The sequence below is a fragment of the Streptomyces sp. NPDC048417 genome, from assembly GCF_040651615.1.
GTDB lineage: Bacteria > Actinomycetota > Actinomycetes > Streptomycetales > Streptomycetaceae > Streptomyces.
Map to the genome: position 1 here is coordinate 530,719 of NZ_JBEZKI010000001.1, position 17,045 is coordinate 547,763.

The 17,045-nt window shown below is 69.6% G+C and carries 11 protein-coding genes and 5 tRNA genes; 6 read left to right on the forward strand and 10 right to left on the reverse strand.

Going from position 1 to position 17,045, the window contains the following annotated elements:
• Nucleotides 1–145 precede the first annotated feature (145 nt).
• From AB0D59_RS02615 to AB0D59_RS02645, 7 genes are all read right to left on the reverse strand, one after another.
• Nucleotides 146–220: transfer RNA gene (locus tag AB0D59_RS02615), tRNA-Asp, on the reverse strand.
• Nucleotides 221–313: 93 nt separating this feature from the next.
• Nucleotides 314–4,282 carry an ATP-dependent RNA helicase HrpA gene (gene hrpA / locus AB0D59_RS02620; RefSeq protein WP_362559780.1) on the reverse strand — a complete coding sequence of 1,323 codons (3,969 nt, stop codon included), beginning with the start codon at nt 4,280–4,282 and terminating at the stop codon, nt 314–316.
• Nucleotides 4,283–4,497: 215 nt separating this feature from the next.
• Nucleotides 4,498–4,857 carry a hypothetical protein gene (locus tag AB0D59_RS02625; protein ID WP_362559782.1) on the reverse strand — a complete coding sequence of 120 codons (360 nt, stop codon included), beginning with the start codon at nt 4,855–4,857 and terminating at the stop codon, nt 4,498–4,500.
• 191 nt (nt 4,858–5,048) lie between these two features.
• Nucleotides 5,049–5,122: transfer RNA gene (locus AB0D59_RS02630), tRNA-Phe, on the reverse strand.
• Nucleotides 5,123–5,146: 24 nt separating this feature from the next.
• Nucleotides 5,147–5,221: transfer RNA gene (locus AB0D59_RS02635), tRNA-Asp, on the reverse strand.
• A gap of 37 nt (nt 5,222–5,258) precedes the next feature.
• A tRNA-Glu gene (locus tag AB0D59_RS02640) sits at nt 5,259–5,331 on the reverse strand.
• Nucleotides 5,332–5,411: 80 nt separating this feature from the next.
• The gene (locus tag AB0D59_RS02645) at nt 5,412–6,965 is read right to left on the reverse strand and encodes a metallophosphoesterase (RefSeq protein ID WP_362559785.1); all 1,554 of its coding nucleotides are present in this window, start codon (nt 6,963–6,965) and stop codon (nt 5,412–5,414) included.
• A gap of 104 nt (nt 6,966–7,069) precedes the next feature.
• Between AB0D59_RS02645 and AB0D59_RS02650 the strand changes: the two genes are divergently transcribed.
• The 6 genes from AB0D59_RS02650 to AB0D59_RS02675 all read left to right on the forward strand — a co-directional run bounded on the left by AB0D59_RS02650 (nt 7,070) and on the right by AB0D59_RS02675 (nt 14,992).
• Complete coding sequence (locus tag AB0D59_RS02650) at nt 7,070–7,423, forward strand: metallopeptidase family protein (RefSeq protein ID WP_362559786.1); 354 nt, start codon at nt 7,070–7,072, stop codon at nt 7,421–7,423.
• 138 nt (nt 7,424–7,561) lie between these two features.
• A complete protein-coding gene (locus tag AB0D59_RS02655; protein WP_362559789.1) occupies nt 7,562–8,083 on the forward strand; it encodes a hypothetical protein in 522 nt (173 codons plus the stop codon).
• A 664-nt stretch (nt 8,084–8,747) separates the two neighbouring features.
• Nucleotides 8,748–10,934 (forward strand): DEAD/DEAH box helicase, encoded by a 2,187-nt coding sequence (locus tag AB0D59_RS02660; RefSeq protein WP_362559791.1) that lies wholly within the window; start codon nt 8,748–8,750, stop codon nt 10,932–10,934.
• A 170-nt stretch (nt 10,935–11,104) separates the two neighbouring features.
• Nucleotides 11,105–13,225 carry a VCBS repeat-containing protein gene (locus AB0D59_RS02665; RefSeq protein WP_362559794.1) on the forward strand — a complete coding sequence of 707 codons (2,121 nt, stop codon included), beginning with the start codon at nt 11,105–11,107 and terminating at the stop codon, nt 13,223–13,225.
• 81 nt (nt 13,226–13,306) lie between these two features.
• Nucleotides 13,307–14,821, forward strand: coding sequence for an amino acid permease (locus AB0D59_RS02670; RefSeq protein ID WP_362559796.1), 1,515 nt, complete (start codon nt 13,307–13,309; stop codon nt 14,819–14,821).
• Between the two features lie 98 nt (nt 14,822–14,919).
• Nucleotides 14,920–14,992 (forward strand) — tRNA-Lys (locus AB0D59_RS02675).
• Between the two features lie 159 nt (nt 14,993–15,151).
• Here the strand turns inward: AB0D59_RS02675 and AB0D59_RS02680 are convergent.
• The 3 genes from AB0D59_RS02680 to AB0D59_RS02690 form a co-directional block, all read right to left on the reverse strand.
• Nucleotides 15,152–15,805: a class I SAM-dependent methyltransferase gene (locus AB0D59_RS02680; protein WP_362559798.1), complete on the reverse strand. Its 654-nt coding sequence runs from the start codon at nt 15,803–15,805 to the stop codon at nt 15,152–15,154.
• A 78-nt stretch (nt 15,806–15,883) separates the two neighbouring features.
• On the reverse strand, nt 15,884–16,510 hold the full coding sequence (locus tag AB0D59_RS02685) for a hypothetical protein (protein WP_362559863.1): 627 nt from the start codon (nt 16,508–16,510) through the stop codon (nt 15,884–15,886).
• Between the two features lie 49 nt (nt 16,511–16,559).
• On the reverse strand, nt 16,560–17,045 hold a 486-nt coding region (locus tag AB0D59_RS02690), incomplete at its 5' end, for a Rieske 2Fe-2S domain-containing protein (protein ID WP_362559800.1).

The following is a 17,045-nucleotide window of genomic DNA, read 5'->3' on the forward strand; positions in this document are numbered from 1 at the left end:
GGGTGCGGGCCTCGGCGTTATATGCGGTCCTGACGGGATTTGCTGCATCCGATCGCGGCTGCGCCGCGGGCGCGGCCCCCGTCCTGGCGGGGGGATGCGCGAGAGGCCCGCATCCCCTAGGGGGTGCGGGCCTCGGCGTTATATGCGGTCCTGACGGGATTTGAACCCGCGGCCTCCACCTTGACAGGGTGGCGAGCACTCCAAACTGCTCCACAGGACCAGGTTTTGCGGCACTTTGTCTGCGCTGTGCTGCGAGAAGGACTGTACAGGAGGGGGAGGGCCCTGGTCGAACTCACGCAGCGTGCCCGGTCGGTTACGGAAGTGCCGAGTCGATCGCCTTCACGATCCGCTTGTCGGAGATCGGATACGCCGTGCCCAGCGCGTGCGCGAAGTAGCTGACCCTGAGCTCCTCCAGCATCCAGCGGATGTCCAGCACCTGCTGCGGCACCGGCCGTCCCTTGGGCAGCTGCTCCAGGAGCCAGGCGTACTCGTCCTGCATCTCGTGGACCTTCTCCATCCGGGTGGTGTCCCGCTGGACGTTGGTCGGCATCTGCTGGAGGCGCCGGTCGGCGGCCACCAGATAGCGCATGAGGTCGGGAAGCCGTCGTATACCGGCCCACGTCACGAAGCCCGGCTTGACCAGGGCGTCCAGCTGCTTGCGGACGTCTGTCAGGTTTGCCAGCAGCGCAGGGCTCCGTACGGCCTTCAGACGGCGCTCACAGGCCTGCCAGGCGGCCAGCACCTGCTGCACCTGCCCGACCGTACGGACCGTCGTGTCGACGATCTCCGCGCGCACCTTGTCGTACAGCTTCCGGTACGACTCCTCGTCCCATGCCGGCCCCCCGAAGTCGCCGATCAGCTTGTCCGCCGCCGCCATCGCACAGTCGTCGAACAGGGCCTGGATCGTGCCGTGCGGGTTGGCGGACAGCGCCAGCTTCTGCGCGTTGGTGAGCTTGTCCGAGGCGAACTTCGCGGGGTTGACCGGGATGTTGCGGAGGATCAGCCTGCGCGTGCCCTTCCACATCGCCTCGGCCTGCTCCTCCTCGGTGTCGAAGAGGCGGACCGAGACCGTGTCACCGTCGTCGACGAGCGCCGGGTACGCCTTCACCGGCTGGCCGGCCCGCCGGGTCTCGAAGACGCGCGTGAGCGCGCCGATCGTCCAGTCCGTGAGCCCCTTGCGCTCCAGTGACTCGCCGCCCTCGCGCTCCGCGGTGGCCGCGGCTGCCTGTGAGATGGCCTGACGGGCCTTCGGCTTCAGCCGGAGCTTCAGCGCCTCCAGGTCCTTGTCCTCGGCCAGCTTCCGGCGCCGTTCGTCGACGATCCGGAAGGTGATCTTCAGATGGTCCGGGACCTTCGCCCAGTCGAAGTCCTCGGCCTCGAAGGGCACCCCGACCATCCGCTTCAGCTCGCGGGCCATGGTCGTGGTCAGGGATTCCTGTACAGGGACCGCCGTGTCCAGGAAGCGCTTGGCGAAGTTCGGTGCCGGGACGTAGTTGCGGCGGATCGGCTTGGGCAGGGACCGGATCAGCTCCGTGACGACCTCTTCCCTGAGGCCCGGGATCTGCCAGTCGAAGCCCTCGTCCCTGACCTGGTTGAGGACCTGGAGCGGGATGTGCAGGGTCACACCGTCGGCGTCCGCACCCGGCTCGAACTGGTACGTCACCCGGAACTTGAGCTGCCCCTGCCGCCAGGAATCCGGATAGTCGGTTTTGGTGACCGCCTCCGCCGACTCCCGGATGAGCATCTCGCGTTCGAAGTCGAGGAACTCCGGCTGCTCGTGCCGCTTGTGCTTCCACCAGGAGTCGAAGTGGGCGCCGGAGACGACGTGTTCGGGCACCCGCCGGTCGTAGAAGTCGAAGAGCGTGTCGTCGTCCACGACGATGTCCCGGCGCCGGGCCCGGTGCTCCAGCTCCTCGACCTCGCTGAGGAGTCTTCGGTTGTCGGCGAAGAACTTGTGGTGGGTCCGCCAGTCGCCCTCGACCAGTGCGTTGCGAATGAAGAGCTCGCGGCTGGTCTCCGGGTCGATCCGGCCGTAGTTGACCTTCCGCTGGGCGACGATCGGCACGCCGTACAGCGTGACCTTCTCGAACGCCAGCACGGCCGCCTGGTCCTTCTCCCAGTGCGGTTCGCTGTACGTCCGCTTCAGGAGATGCTCGGCGAGCGGTTCGACCCACTCCGGCTCGATCTTGGCGTTGACCCGGGCCCACAGGCGCGAGGTCTCCACCAGCTCGGCCGACATCACAAACCGGGGAGTCTTTTTGAAGAGCGCCGAGCCGGGGAAGATCGCGAACTTGGCGCTGCGGGCGCCGAGGTACTCGTTCTTCGCGCCGTCCTTCACGTCCTTCATGCCGATGTGGGACAGCAGACCGGCGAGCAGCGAGACATGGACGCGGTCGCCGGGGGCGTCCTCCTCGTTGAGGTGGATGCCCATCTGCTTGGCGACCGTGCGCAGCTGGGTGTAGATGTCCTGCCACTCCCGGATGCGCAGGAAGTTCAGGAACTCCTGCTTGCACATGCGCCGGAAGGAGGACGATCCGCGTTCGCGCTGCTGCTCGCGGACGTACTTCCACAGGTTGAGGAAGGCGAGGAAGTCGCTGGTCTCGTCGCGGAAGCGGGCGTGCTGCTGGTCGGCCTGGGTCTGCTTGTCGGACGGGCGTTCGCGCGGGTCCTGGATGGAGAGCGCGGCGGCGATGACCATGACCTCGCGGACACAGCCGTTCTTGTCGGCCTCCAGGACCATGCGCGCGAGGCGCGGGTCGACCGGCAGCTGGGCGAGCTTGCGGCCGGTGTCGGTGAGCCGCTTGCGGGTGTCCTTCTCGGCCGGGTCGATCGCGCCCAGCTCCTGGAGCAGCTGCACGCCGTCGCGGATGTTGCGGTGGTCCGGCGGGTCGATGAAGGGGAACTTCTCGATCTCGCCGAGGCCGGCCGCGGTCATCTGCAGGATGACGGAGGCGAGGTTGGTCCGGAGGATCTCGGCGTCGGTGAACTCCGGGCGGGCGAGGAAGTCGTCCTCGTCGTACAGCCGGATGCAGACACCGTCGCTGGTACGGCCGCAGCGGCCCTTGCGCTGGTTGGCGCTGGCCTGGCTGATCGGCTCGATGGGCAGTCGCTGCACCTTGGTGCGGTGGCTGTAGCGGGAGATCCGGGCGAAGCCGGGGTCGATGACGTACTTGATGCCCGGGACGGTCAGCGAGGTCTCGGCGACGTTGGTCGCCAGAACGATCCTGCGGCCCGTGTGCGGCTGGAAGACGCGATGCTGCTCGGCGTGCGAGAGCCGGGCGTAGAGCGGCAGGACCTCGGTGCGCTGCCAATCAGCGCCTCCGGCGCGGGGGTAGTTCTTCTTCTCCAGCGCGTCCGCGGTGTCCCGGATCTCGCGTTCTCCCGAGAGGAAGACGAGGATGTCGCCCTTGCCCTCGGCCTGGAGCTCCTCGACCGCGTCGCAGATGGCGGTGATCTGGTCGCGGTCGGCGTCCTCGGCGTCCTCTTCGAGGAGGGGCCGGTAACGCACCTCCACGGGGTACGTCCGGCCGCTGACCTCGACGATCGGGGCGTCTCCGAAGTGCCGGGAGAACCGCTCGGGGTCGATCGTCGCGGAGGTGATGACCACCTTCAGGTCCGGCCGCTTGGGCAGCAGCTGCGCCAGGTAGCCGAGCAGGAAGTCGATGTTGAGGGACCGCTCGTGGGCCTCGTCGATGATGATCGTGTCGTAGGCGCGCAGCTCGCGGTCGGTCTGGATCTCGGCGAGCAGGATGCCGTCCGTCATCAGCTTGACGAAGGTGGCGTCCGGGTTCACCTGGTCGGTGAAGCGGACCTTCCAGCCGACGGCCTCACCGAGGGGCGTGCGCAGCTCCTCGGCGACCCGCTCGGCGACGGTGCGGGCGGCGATCCGGCGGGGCTGGGTGTGCCCGATCATTCCCCGGACACCCCGCCCGAGCTCCAGACAGATCTTCGGGATCTGCGTGGTCTTGCCGGACCCGGTCTCACCGGCGACGATCACGACCTGGTGATCGCGTATCGCCTCCGCGATCTCGTCCTTCTTCTGACTGACGGGCAGCTGCTCGGGGTACGAGACGGCGGGCACGACGGCACGTCGGCCGGCCATCCGTTCCTCGGCCCTGGCCACCTCGGCCTCGATCTCCGCGAGGACGGCGGCCCGGGCCTCCGGTTTACGGATCTTGCGTGCGCCTTCCAGCCTGCGCCCGAGCCGGTGCGCGTCGCGCAGCGAAAGCTCGGTCAGGCGGGGGGAGAGAGCGCCGAGGGCGGGGGCGGGATGCGTAGACATACGCGGTCCAGGATCTCACCTCGGGGAAATTCATGGCGAACGCTTTTGCCTCCGGCGGTTCGGCCGGGGTTGGCCTACCGGCTCCACCGTCCCCGCCGGGCGGCCGGGGCGGCCGCGGAGGCGGCCCGAGCGGGGTCGTCGCCGGGGTCGCGGCCGGGGTGCAGGGGCCCGCGGTCGGGGTGGAGGCCGGTGGTTCGGACCGGCCGTGGCCCCGGCTACTGGGTGCGCTGGGCGGGGGCGGTGGTGGCAGCTGGTGCGGTGGTGGCAGCGGTGGTGGGGGCCGCGGTGGCGGGAGCGGCCGGAGGTGGTGGGGCGGTGGGGGTGGTGGAGGCCGAGGCGGCGGCCATCGACTTTGCCGTGTTGGACACCGCCTTGATCCCCAGGTAGGCCGTGGTCATGCTGCTCACGGCGGTGAAGGCGGCGGAGAGCACGCCGATGATCACCGACGTGTCGCCGCTCAGCCGCCAGACTCCGAAGACCGCGACCAGGGCGATCGCGAGGTTGCTGATGACGACGGCGAGCAGGCCGTATCTCGCGCGGACCTTCTCCAGCTGTATGTCCTGGTCCCGGCTCATCTTCCCCACCCTGATGACGTGTCGACCCGCCAGAACCTAGCGCCGAGCGGTCCCGCCGCCAAGGAGATCAGGTCACCCCGTCGGGAAGACGTCGTAATCGCCCAGTAGGTCGGCATGGACGTCCACCGGGCCGGTGCCGGCGGTGTGGCATGAAAACAGCCCCTCCGGAATCCCGGAGGGGCTGTGTGTTGTGGCTGGGGCCGGGGTCGAACCGGCGACCTATCGCTTTTCAGGCGATCGCTCGTACCAACTGAGCTACCCAGCCACGAGGTTTCACGTGAAACCCCAGCGGTCCTGACGGGATTTGAACCCGCGGCCTCCACCTTGACAGGGTGGCGAGCACTCCAAACTGCTCCACAGGACCAAGCTTTGCGTGCAACAGTGTCGCACACGATCTTGCGTGCCCCCAACGGGATTCGAACCCGTGCTACCGCCTTGAAAGGGCGGCGTCCTAGGCCGCTAGACGATGAGGGCTATCGGCCCGCCTGGGCGCTTCTCAGCGCGTCGGGGACGTGAGAAGCATATGGGATGGCGGGGAGTATCGCCAAAACGGTTTACGACCCCGAGGGTGACGGTGTTCCCGGCGTGCCTCCTGGGGGTGACGGGCTCTCCGAGGGGGAGCTCTCCGAGGGGGAGGGGGTGGCTCCCGGCTGGTTGTCTTCCGGGAGGTGGCGGCTGACCTCGGCCGTCGTCTCGCCCAGACCGCCCAGTCTGATCTCGTCCCAGGCCTGGAGCCGGCGGGTGCCGCGGTCGAAGTAGAGGACCGAGGCCTCGATGGGGTCGGGGTACTTGCCCTCGACCGCGCGCAGACCGCTGCCGCCGGTCGAGCCCTCCACCCGAAGGCGGGTGCCGTGCGGCAGGATCTCGGTCTGTTCGTGATGGAGATGGCCCGCCAGGACCAGGGGCACCTCGCCGTCCGTCATCCGGGCGGCCATCGGTTCATGGACGATGGCCACATCCGCCGGGGTGTCGGCCGCCCGCTGCTCCCGCAGGGCCGTGGCCAGACGGTCCCCGGCCTGTTCCTCGGCCGCGTCCCCGCCCGGCACGGCCGAGCGGTCGGGCGTGAACTGGGGATCGCCGATCCCGGCGAAGCGCAGCCCGGCGATCGTCTCGACGCGGCCGTCGTCCAGGACGTGCACGTTCTTCATCCGGGACAGATAGCGCTGGGTGATGCCCGAGTCGTGGTTGCCCCGGACCCAGACGTACGGCACGCCCAGATCGGCGATCGGGTCCAGGAAGCCGTTCTCGGCCGCTGAGCCGTGGTCCATGGTGTCGCCGGAGTCGACGATCACGTTCACCTTGTACTGCTCCACCAGCGAGGCGATGATCTTCCAGCTCGCCGGGTTGAGATGGATGTCGGAGACGTGCAGGACACGCAGGGTGGTCGGGTCCGGCGCGTAGGCGGGGAGCGTGGAGGTGGCGTCGTACAGCTTCGTCACATTCGTCACCAGGCGCGCCAACTCCTTCTGGTAGACGTCGAATTCGGTGACGATGCTGCGCGCGTTGCCGACCAGGGCGGGGGCGGAGGAGAGCAGGCCGGAGAACCTCGGTTCCAGGACCGACTTGGGGTTCCAGGTGGCGTACGCGGTCACGCCGGAGGTGGCCAGCAGGGCGAGGGCGAGGCCGCCGGCGGTCAGGGCGCGGCGCGGGCGGCGGTAGACGGCGAGGCCGAGGGCGGTGGCGCCGCAGACGACGGCCGCGCAGGAGCGTACGGCAAGGTCGAGAGTGCCGTGCGCGACGTCCTGGGCGACCTCGGCCTGGAGGCCGGAGAGGCGCTCGGGGTGGTCGACCAGAGCCTGGGAGCGGACCGGGTCGAGTTGGTCGACGTTGACGTCCAGGCGGACGGGTGCGCTGTGGGTGTCCAGGTAGAGGGCGCCCAGCGGGGAGACGTTGATCTTCGTGCCGCCCTGGAGGGACGGACGCAGGGTCATCGTCGTGTCCATCGGGCCGACCTGGGCCCGGACGTTCCCGACGACCAGCAGGCCGAGCCAGGCGCCGACGAGTACGACGGTGATCAGGCCGAGGACGCGGATCCAGACGGCCGGTGCGTGTGCGTCGGGGGCGAGTTCCAGGTCGGGCAGGCGGGCATGGGCTCGGGCTCGGACCATTGGTGCCGTATGCCCAGGATTGCGGGCGCGTATGCGACGGTGTGCCGCCCGTATGTCGGGGCCCGCGACTCTCGCACGGGCGTTCCGTACCGGACAATGGGTCTGTGCTGGAGATGACGCGCGAGGAGTTCGAGGAACTGGTCGCCGAGGCGCTCGACCGGATCCCGCCGGAGCTGACCCGGCTGATGGACAACGTGGCGGTGTTCGTCGAGGACGAGCCCGACGATCCGTCCGACACCGAGCTGCTCGGGCTGTACGAGGGGACTCCGCTGACCGACCGCGGGGAGTGGTACGCGGGCGTGCTGCCGGACCGGATCACCATCTACCGCGGGCCGACGCTGCGGATGTGCACGTCGCGCGAGGAGGTCGTCGCGGAGACCGAGGTGACCGTGGTGCACGAGATCGCCCATCACTTCGGCATCGACGACGCGCGGCTGCATGCGCTGGGGTACGGGTGACGGGGGCGGCGGGTCCGGCGTGTGCCCTCGGGTGCGGGTGATGTCCCCGGTGCGGGTGACGCCTCGGTTGCGTGTCCTCTTGTGGGCGGCGGGAGTTGGGGAGGTTGACTCCTTTCTTCGCCCCCGGAGGTGGCCGCCGTGCGCCCCTTGTACGTACCCGTCCGTCTGGCCGTCACCGTGATGGCCGTCGCGGCCGCCGCCGGCTGTGTGAACGTCGGGGACGACGCGGGGAAGGCCAAGCCGTCGCACTCCGCCGGGCACCGGGACGGTGACGGGGTCGACGGAGGTTCCGGGGTGGCCGGTGAGGGCGGCGCGGGGTACGGCGGTGCGGTGGGCGACGGGAAGCGGGGGCATGGGGGGAAGCCGAAGCCGGGGGAGTCCGGGTCGGCGTCCGCCAAGCCGACGAAGGACGCGAGTGCGGGGCCGACGGTGCCGGTGAAGCCGGGGAAGAGTGTGGCGCCGGGGGTGCCGGCCGGGCCGACGGGGGCGCCGGCCTCGCCCACGCCGCCGGCGGCCTCCCCCACGCCACCGCCGGATTCGCCGACACCGCCGCCGGTCACGGACCCGCCGTCCGCCGAGCCGTCCTCGTCGGCGCACGAGGACACGGGGCCGCAGCTGGTGCAACGGGAGCCGGCGCCGCAGGCGGGGACGCCGGCGTAGGTAGCCGTCGGCCTTCAGCGCAACGGTGGCTTCGCCACGACGACCGACGGTTTGGCCGTCGCCATGAAGAGCACCGGTGGATTCGCCGCGACGAGCGACGGTGGGTCCGGCACCGCCGGAGAGCGCCGTGGGGGCCGAGCGCCGTCGCGGCGGACGAAGAATTGAGCGGCGGAGGAAGAGCTGGGGAGAAGCGGCTGGGGGGAGTGGCCGCGGGAGGCGGGCGGAGGAAGCGGCTGGGGGCTGGGGGAAGTAGCCAGGGGAGGCGGCTGGGGAAGTGGCCGGGGGCGCGCCGGAGGAAGGGTCAGGGGAAGGGGCCGGAGGAGGTGGCCTCGGAGGAAGGGTCGGGGGAAGGGGCCGGAGGAGGTGGCCTCGGAGGAAGGGTCGGGGGAAGGGGCCGGAGGAGGTGACCTCGGGTGGGGTGGGGTGGGGTCGGGGGATGGGGGCTGGGGGGTGTGAGCTGCGGGTTTGGGGGGCGGTTTGCCTTGAGGGGTGTTGGGTGCGTATGGTGGTAGATCGTTTGATCCCATTTGCCCGGCGCCACCGCAGAGCGCGCCGTGTGGCGCGTACTCTCCCTTGCCGTGGCGGACCGCATTGAGGCGGTCGTGAGCGAATCACGGAGTTGACGGGCGCGTGCCGAAGAGACTCCGGAAGGTTTCGCATTCGCATGTCCGTGTCCAGTACTGATCAGTTCGTCGTGTCCGAGAACAACGAGGACAACGAGCTGGTGACCCAGGTCTCCGAGGAGACCGCTGACACCACCGACACCACCACTGACACCACCACCGACACCCCCCAGGTCACCTTCGCCGACCTCGGTCTCCCCGAGGGCGTCGTGCGCAAGCTCGCGCAGAACGGTGTGACCACCCCCTTCCCGATCCAGGCCGCGACCATCCCGGACGCCCTGCTCGGCAAGGACATCCTCGGCCGTGGCCGTACCGGCTCCGGCAAGACCCTCTCCTTCGGTCTGCCGCTGCTGGCGACGCTGTCCGGCGGCCGCACCGAGAAGAAGAAGCCCCGGGGCATCATCCTGACCCCGACCCGCGAGCTGGCCATGCAGGTCGCGGACGCCCTCCAGCCGTACGGCGACGTCCTCGGCCTGAAGATGAAGGTCGTCTGCGGCGGTACGTCGATGGGCAACCAGATCTACGCCCTGGAGCGCGGCGTCGACGTCCTCGTCGCCACCCCCGGCCGGCTCCGCGACATCATCAACCGCGGCGCGTGCTCCCTGGAGGACGTGCAGATCGCCGTCCTCGACGAGGCCGACCAGATGTCCGACCTGGGCTTCCTGCCCGAGGTCACCGAGCTGCTCGACCAGGTCCCGGCCGGCGGCCAGCGCATGCTGTTCTCGGCCACGATGGAGAACGAGATCTCCACCCTGGTCAAGCGCTACCTGACCGACCCGGTCACCCACGAGGTCGACAGCGCCCAGGGCAACGTCACGACGATGTCCCACCACATCCTCATCGTGAAGCCCAAGGACAAGGCGCCGGTCACCGCCGCGATCGCCTCCCGCAAGGGCCGCACGATCATCTTCGTCCGCACCCAGCTGGGCGCCGACCGCATCGCCGAGCAGCTGCGTGACGCCGGTGTGAAGGCCGACGCGCTGCACGGCGGCATGACCCAGGGCGCCCGCACCCGGACGCTGGCCGACTTCAAGGACGGTTACGTCAACGCGCTCGTCGCCACCGACGTCGCCGCCCGCGGCATCCACGTCGACGGCATCGACCTGGTCCTGAACGTGGACCCGGCCGGCGACCACAAGGACTACCTGCACCGCGCGGGCCGCACGGCGCGTGCCGGTCGTACGGGAACCGTCGTCTCCCTCTCTCTCCCGCACCAGCGCCGCCAGATCTTCCGGCTGATGGAGGACGCGGGCGTCGACGCCGGCCGTCACATCATCAACTCCGGTACGGCCTTCGAGCCCGAGGTCGCCGAGATCACCGGCGCCCGTTCGATGACCGAGGTCCAGGCCGAGTCCGCGGGCAACGCGGCGCAGCAGGCCGAGCGCGAGGTCACCCAGCTCACCAAGGAGCTGGAGCGGGCCACCCGCCGTGCGGCCGAGCTACGCGAGGAGGCCGACCGTCTGGTCGCCCGTGCCGCCCGCGAGCGCGGCGAGGACCCGGAGACGGCGGTGGCCGAGGCCGCTGCCGTGGCCGAGGCCGAGGCAGAGGTGGCGGAGCAGCCGGCCGTCGAGGCGCCTGCCCGTCAGGAGTCGTCCTCGTACGAGCGTCCGCGTCAGCAGCGCGACGAGCGGGGCAACTACGAGCGCCGTGACCGTCGTGACGAGCGTCCGTCGGGTGGCTTCCGCCGGGACGACCGCCGTGACGACCGCCGTGACGGTGACCGTGGTGGCCGTTCCTTCGAGCGTCGTGACGACCGTCCGTCGGGTGGTTTCCGCCGGGACGACCGTCGTGACGGCGGTGACCGTGGCGGCTTCCGCCGCGACGACCGCCGTGACGACCGCGGTGCCCGTTCCTTCGACCGTCGTGACGAGCGTCCCTCCGGTGGTTTCCGCCGTGACGACCGCCGTGACGACCGCCGTGACGACCGTCGTGACGGTGACCGTGGTGGCCGTTCCTTCGAGCGTCGTGACGAGCGTCCGTCGGGTGGTTTCCGTCGGGACGACCGTCGTGACGGCGGTGACCGTGGTGGCTTCCGCCGCGACGACCGTCCGTCCGGCCACCGGGGCAGCGACCGCCCCTTCAACCGCGACCACCGCGACGACCGTCCGTCTGGCCACCGGGGCAGCGACCGTCCCTTCAACCGCGACCACCGCGGTACCGGCACCGGTACCGGCACCGGTTCCTTCGGCCGCCGTGACGACAAGCCGCGCTGGAAGCGCAACGGCTGACACCGAGTGAGCTGAGGAAGGGCCCGTACGACGACCTGTCGTACGGGCCCTTCCGTGTTCCCGTCCACGGAACCCCCGCCAACCGCCCTCTGTTCACGGTCAATTCACTATTGACGTCTGTGTGCCGGTTGTTAACATCCTTTGACTTTTTTGACTTCCTGGGGGGTTCCTTGAGCCGGCACGCCCGGATCGCACTCACACTTGTCAGCCTGGCCGCCCTCGGCGCCGGTTCGCTGACCACCGCGGGCACGGCCGCCGCGGACACCACCCCGACGCCGATCACGACGAGCGGCGTCTGGGGCCTCGATTACGCGGGCGGTTTTCTGACCACCGTGGAGAACGCGCCGAACGGCGACCAGTACGTGATCGGCCGGCAGATCTCGGCCGACGGCTCCACGGTGCTGGAGGAGACGGACCGGGGATTCGCCGGCACGTTCGCGGTCGGCAGCCATGTCCAGCGGGTGCCCTGCGACGAGGGTGCGCTGGGCTGTGTGCCGATGCGTACCTTCGGCAACACCTACGTCGGCGACTTCATGGACGACGGCACCGGCAAGCAGAGGGCCCAGATCTACCTGACCGACGACGTGATGGACGGCGGACCCGAGCCGACCGTCACCGGCGGCCGTTTCGTCGACGCCACCGGCCGCTACTACGTCTACCAGGCGTCCTCCACCGGCAAGCAGTACGTCGACGCGGTGAACCCGTACCGCTACGAGGACGTCCGGCTGACCAGGTCCATCACCGCCGCCTCCGTGTGGGGTTCGACGCTGTGGACGCCGGGCACCGGCAACGGCGTCGTCACCGGATACGGCCTGGAGGCGAAGAAGACGGTCGCGACCGTCTCCACCGGCGCTCCCTGCACGGTCAAGGAGCTCGAGGTCGTCGGCCGCTGGATCTACTGGAACTGCGGCCCGACGGGCGCCGCGGGCGTGTACGACCGTACGGCGAAGAAGAACATCAAGGTGCCCTCCGGCCCGGCGCTCGTCGGCGACGGCTACCTCGTCCGGCACGACCGGACCGCAGGCAGGCTCATGCTGACGGACTTCCACACCGGGACGGCGGCCGCGGCGCGCGCGATCGCCGACCTGCCCGCCGGAAACACCGCCGACCAGCGTCGGCTGACCTGGTCCGTGGACAAGTTCGGCGGCGACATCGCGTACGTCGGCCCGGACGACGTGATCCGGATCGTGCCGAGCGGGGTGCCGACGCAGTCCCTGACGGGGATCGAGTCGGACGTGGACGACTCGGACGAGGACGCCCGGGGCGCCACGGGCAATACCACCTGGAGCAGTCTCTGGCAGCTCAGCAAGCCCGCGAACTGGACCTTCACCGTGAAGGACACCCACGGGCACGCCGACCGCACCATCAAGGGCAGCGGTACGGCGATCGACGTCGACTGGGACGGGACGAACGACACGGGCGGCTATCCGCTCAACGGTCCGAAGACCTGGACGCTGACCGCCACCGCCGTCGAGGGCCAGGGCACCTACACGACCAGCGGGAAGTTCGGCTACACCGGCGGCACACAGGGCTTCCACGACCAGAGCGGGTACAGCTACGGCGACCTGGCCACCCTCAGCTCCTCCGGCGGTCTGACGCTGCACTCCACCACGGGCAACGGCAAGTTCAGCGGCAAGTGGGCGGCCTTCGGCTGGCCGGCCGGCACGGTCGCCGTGCCCTTCGGGGACATGAACGGCGACCGGTGCGCGGAGATGCTGACGCGGATGCCGAACGGGGAGCTGCGCCGGTACACCGGCAAGTGCGGCGGCTCGTACCAGCCGTCCGACAAGCACACCTCCCTCGGCACCGGCTGGAACGCCTACAACGTCCTCACCGCTCCCGGCGACCTCACCGGCGACGGCCGTACCGACCTGCTGGCCCGCAAGGCCGCCACCGGGGACGTCTACCTGTTCGCGAACGCCGGCGCCGGCAAGCTGAAGGCCGGGGTCAAGATCCGTACCTGGTCGACGTACACGAAGATCGTCGGCGCCGGTGATCTGAACGGCGACGGCTTCGGGGACGTGCTGGCGCTGGACAAGGCGGGGACGCTCTGGCGCTACGACGGCACCGGGGCGGGCCAGGTGAAGGAGCGGGTGAAGGTCGCCGCGCACTGGAACGCCTCGTACAACGCGGTCGTGGGCGTCGGCGACATCACCGGGGACGGCAGGAACGACCTGGTCATGCGGGACACCGCGGGCAATCTGTACCGGCAGACCGGTACCGGCAAGGGGTCGTTCGCGGCCCGGGTGAAGATCGGGACGGGCTGGCAGGGATACAAGGGCCTCTTCTAGGCCTGTTTCCGGGGGGTTCCGGAGTGTTTTCAGCCACGCTGTGACGCATGTCACGCCCCCAGCGGGGGAATCGCTGGGGGCATGACAGATGACGCGATAGGCAAAGCGACCTCCGACGAGGAGCGGCTGGCCCAGCTCGGCTACACCCAGGTCCTGGCCCGCCGTATGTCGGCCTTCTCGAACTACGCGGTCTCCTTCACGATCATCTCGGTCCTCTCCGGCTGCCTCACCCTCTACCTCTTCGGCATGATCACCGGCGGCCCCGCGGTGATCACCTGGGGCTGGGTGGCCGTGGGCCTGATGACCCTCTTCGTAGGCCTCTCCATGGCCGAGATCTGCTCCGCCTATCCCACCTCGGCGGGCCTCTACTTCTGGGCCCACCGCCTGGCCCCGCCCCGCAGCGCGGCCGCCTGGGCGTGGTTCACGGGCTGGTTCAACGTGCTCGGCCAGGTGGCGGTGACCGCGGGCATCGACTTCGGCGCCGCGTCCTTCCTGGGCGCCTACCTGAACCTGCAGTTCGACTTCAAGGTGACGCCGGGCCGCACGATCCTCCTCTTCGCCGCGATCCTGCTCCTGCACGGCCTGCTGAACACCTTCGGCGTCCGCATCGTCGCGCTGCTCAACAGCGTGAGCGTGTGGTGGCACGTCGTCGGTGTCGCGGTCATCGTCGGCGCGCTGACCTTCGTACCCGACCACCACCAGTCGGCGTCCTTCGTCTTCACGAAGTTCGTCAACGAGACGGGCTGGAGCAGCGGCCCGTATGTCGTCCTGCTCGGCCTTCTGATGGCCCAGTACACCTTCACCGGGTACGACGCCTCGGCGCACATGACGGAGGAGACCCACGACGCGGCGACAGCGGGCCCGAAGGGCATCGTCCGCTCGATCTGGACCTCCTGGATAGCCGGCTTCGTCCTCCTCCTCGGCTTCACCTTCGCCATCCAGTCGTACGACAAGGAACTGGGGTCCCCGACCGGCGCGCCCCCGGCGCAGATCCTGCTGGACGCGCTCGGCGCGACCACGGGCAAGCTGCTGCTCCTCGTCGTGATCGGCGCCCAGCTCTTCTGCGGAATGGCGTCGGTCACGGCCAACAGCCGCATGATCTACGCGTTCTCGCGCGACGGCGCGCTCCCCTTCTCCCGCATCTGGCACACGGTCAGCCCGCGCACCCGCACCCCCGTCGCGGCGGTCTGGCTCGCGGCCCTCTCCGCACTCGCCCTGGGCCTGCCGTACCTGATCAACTACACGGCCTATGCCGCCGTGACGTCGATCGCGGTGATCGGGCTGTACGTGGCGTACGTGATCCCGACCCTGCTGCGGGTCAGGAAGGGCGCCGCGTTCGAACGCGGGCCGTGGCATCTGGGCCGCTGGTCGGGGGTGATCGGCGTGATCTCGGTGGCCTGGGTCGGTGTCATCACCGTCCTCTTCATGCTCCCGCAGGTCTCCCCGGTCACCTGGAAGTCCTTCAACTACGCCCCGGTGGCCGTCCTTGCGGTCCTCGGCTTCGCCGCGATCTGGTGGCAGGTCTCGGCCCGGCACTGGTTCCTCCACCCGGACAGAGCACGCCACGAGGACACCGCCAAACTGGTCGATCTCTGACGCTCCGGGCCACTTCTGCCGCATGACGCGGCCGCGACCCCGATACCCGATCGGCGACACGGCTCCGTCCGGCTATGCTCGGGGAGGCAACATCGCCTGGGCCGTTAGCTCAATTGGCAGAGCAGTGGACTTTTAATCCATTGGTTGTGGGTTCGAGTCCCACACGGCCTACGGAAGAGGCCCCAGCTCGGAGGGATTTCGAGCTGGGGCCTCAGCCGTTTTCCAGGGCCTGAAGATCGTTAGCTCAGCCGAAGCTCAACCGAAGTGCAGGCGGTCAAGACACAGAGAGGCCCCGGCCGGACATGCTCGGCCGGGGCTGTGACGCGACCGTCAGGCGCGGGCTCGGACGATGAGTGTGCCGATGTGCCCGGCCTTCGGGGCGTCCACCACCATCGCCTCAGCGGACGTGAAGCCGGCCCTGAGCAGGTGCCGCTCCCACACTGCGGGCTTGTAGCTGTACCGATAGGTAAACATCGCCTTCCCCGCGAACCCGCCCTTGTACATGCCCTGTGGCCCGTAGGCGCCGGGGATCGCCGGCGGCTGGGAAAACACGAACACGCCCCCCGGGACCAGGTGCTCGCGCACTAGCGGGAACAGCCGGGACGGGTCGGTGAACCATGCCGCGCCGAAGATGGAATACACGGCGTCGTACCGACCCTGGTCTGTGGCGAGCCAGTCGAGGATTTCGCCCTGCTCGATCCGTGCCCCGAGCAGTCCCCACTTCTCGCTCGCGCGTTGCACCATCTTCGGCGAGAGGTCGACTCCGGTCGCTTTCACTCCCTGCTGCGCCAAGTGGGCGAGTGCCCGGCCGGTGCCGCATCCGACTTCCAGGACCATCCCGGGAGCGCCGAGGAGCTCAGGGCCGGGACCGTGGCCGGCGTACTGGGTCCAGCAGAATGACGGCTCGGCGTCGTCCTTGAACGCCGACTCGGCGAAGGCGTCCCACAGTTCGGTCTCGGCGGCGATGTCGTGCGGTACGGGCACAGCTGTTCCTCTGGTCGTCGGGATGCGGGAGCCCCCGCCCTCGGGGAGCCGTGAGGACGGGGGTGACTGTAGCCGGGGTCAGTGACTGTCGGGGACCTTGTCGTCGCACGGGGAGCAGTCCGTGCCGTCGATGGCCCACAGCTCCTCGTCGATCGCCCAGCCCTGGGAGCGGAGGAAGTCGCCGGTGCGCAGGCACAGGCCGTCGCGGCGGCGCTCGATGAACGGGGCGTGGTGCTTGAACCGGCCGCCGTTGTACAGGCGGCAGATGCCCCACCAGACGGGTGTGTCGAGGATGAGCTGGTGGACGCCGACGTCGACGAGCTTGCCGACGCCCAGGTGGACGTCGGGGTTCTCGATGGAGCCCACGACGTACATGACGGCGTTGCCGAGGATCCGTTCGGCCATGTCGCGGACCATGGTGTGGTCGCGCAGACGCAGAGCCACCTCACGGTCCCACAGGCTCATGCCGGAGTCGAAGATGTTCACGGTCGGTTCGGTGATGTGCCGGGCGCGATGGCCAGATCCACGGCGCGCACGAACTCCGTCTGCACGCCGAGTTCGGACAGGCGGGCAGCGACCTGTGAGGCCAGTTCTTCTGTGTTGGAGGGCTCGGGGGATTTTTTGAGCGTGCAGTTGATGACGAGGGCTTTCACGGGTCTGCTCCACAGGGTGGGGGATGCGGGAGTGCCGGACGGGGCCGGTGATGTCCCACGGGTACCCCTGGACAGCTGCCGTAACGAGGGAGCCCCCCGGTTCAGGGCGACTGGACCTCGCGCTTCTCCAGTGGCCGCACGGCCGGGCCCTGGAGGATGCTGCCGTCCGGGGCGAAGCGGGAGCCGTGGCAGGGGCATTCCCATGCCTGTTCCGCACGGTTGAAGGCGACGAGGCAGCCGAGGTGGGTGCAGCGGGCCGAGACGGCGTGGAGCTGGCCGCTGTCGTCCCGGTGGACGGCGCACTGGTGTCCGCCGACCCGGATGACGGCTCCGTCTCCGGGGGTGAGGTCCTCGGGTGCGGGGGCTGTCACGGGTGGGAGCCGGTCGCCGACGAAGTGCCTGGCCACGTGGGCCTGGTGCTTGAGGAACGATCCGCCTTCGCGGACCACGGAGCCCAGTCGGCGGGGGTCGTACAGGCCCGCCCATGCGACTTTCCGGCCCTCGATGAGGTCGCTGATCAGCAGGCCGGCCATGATGCCGCCGCTCAGGCCCCAGCCGCCGAAGCCGGTGGCCACGTAGGTGTGCCG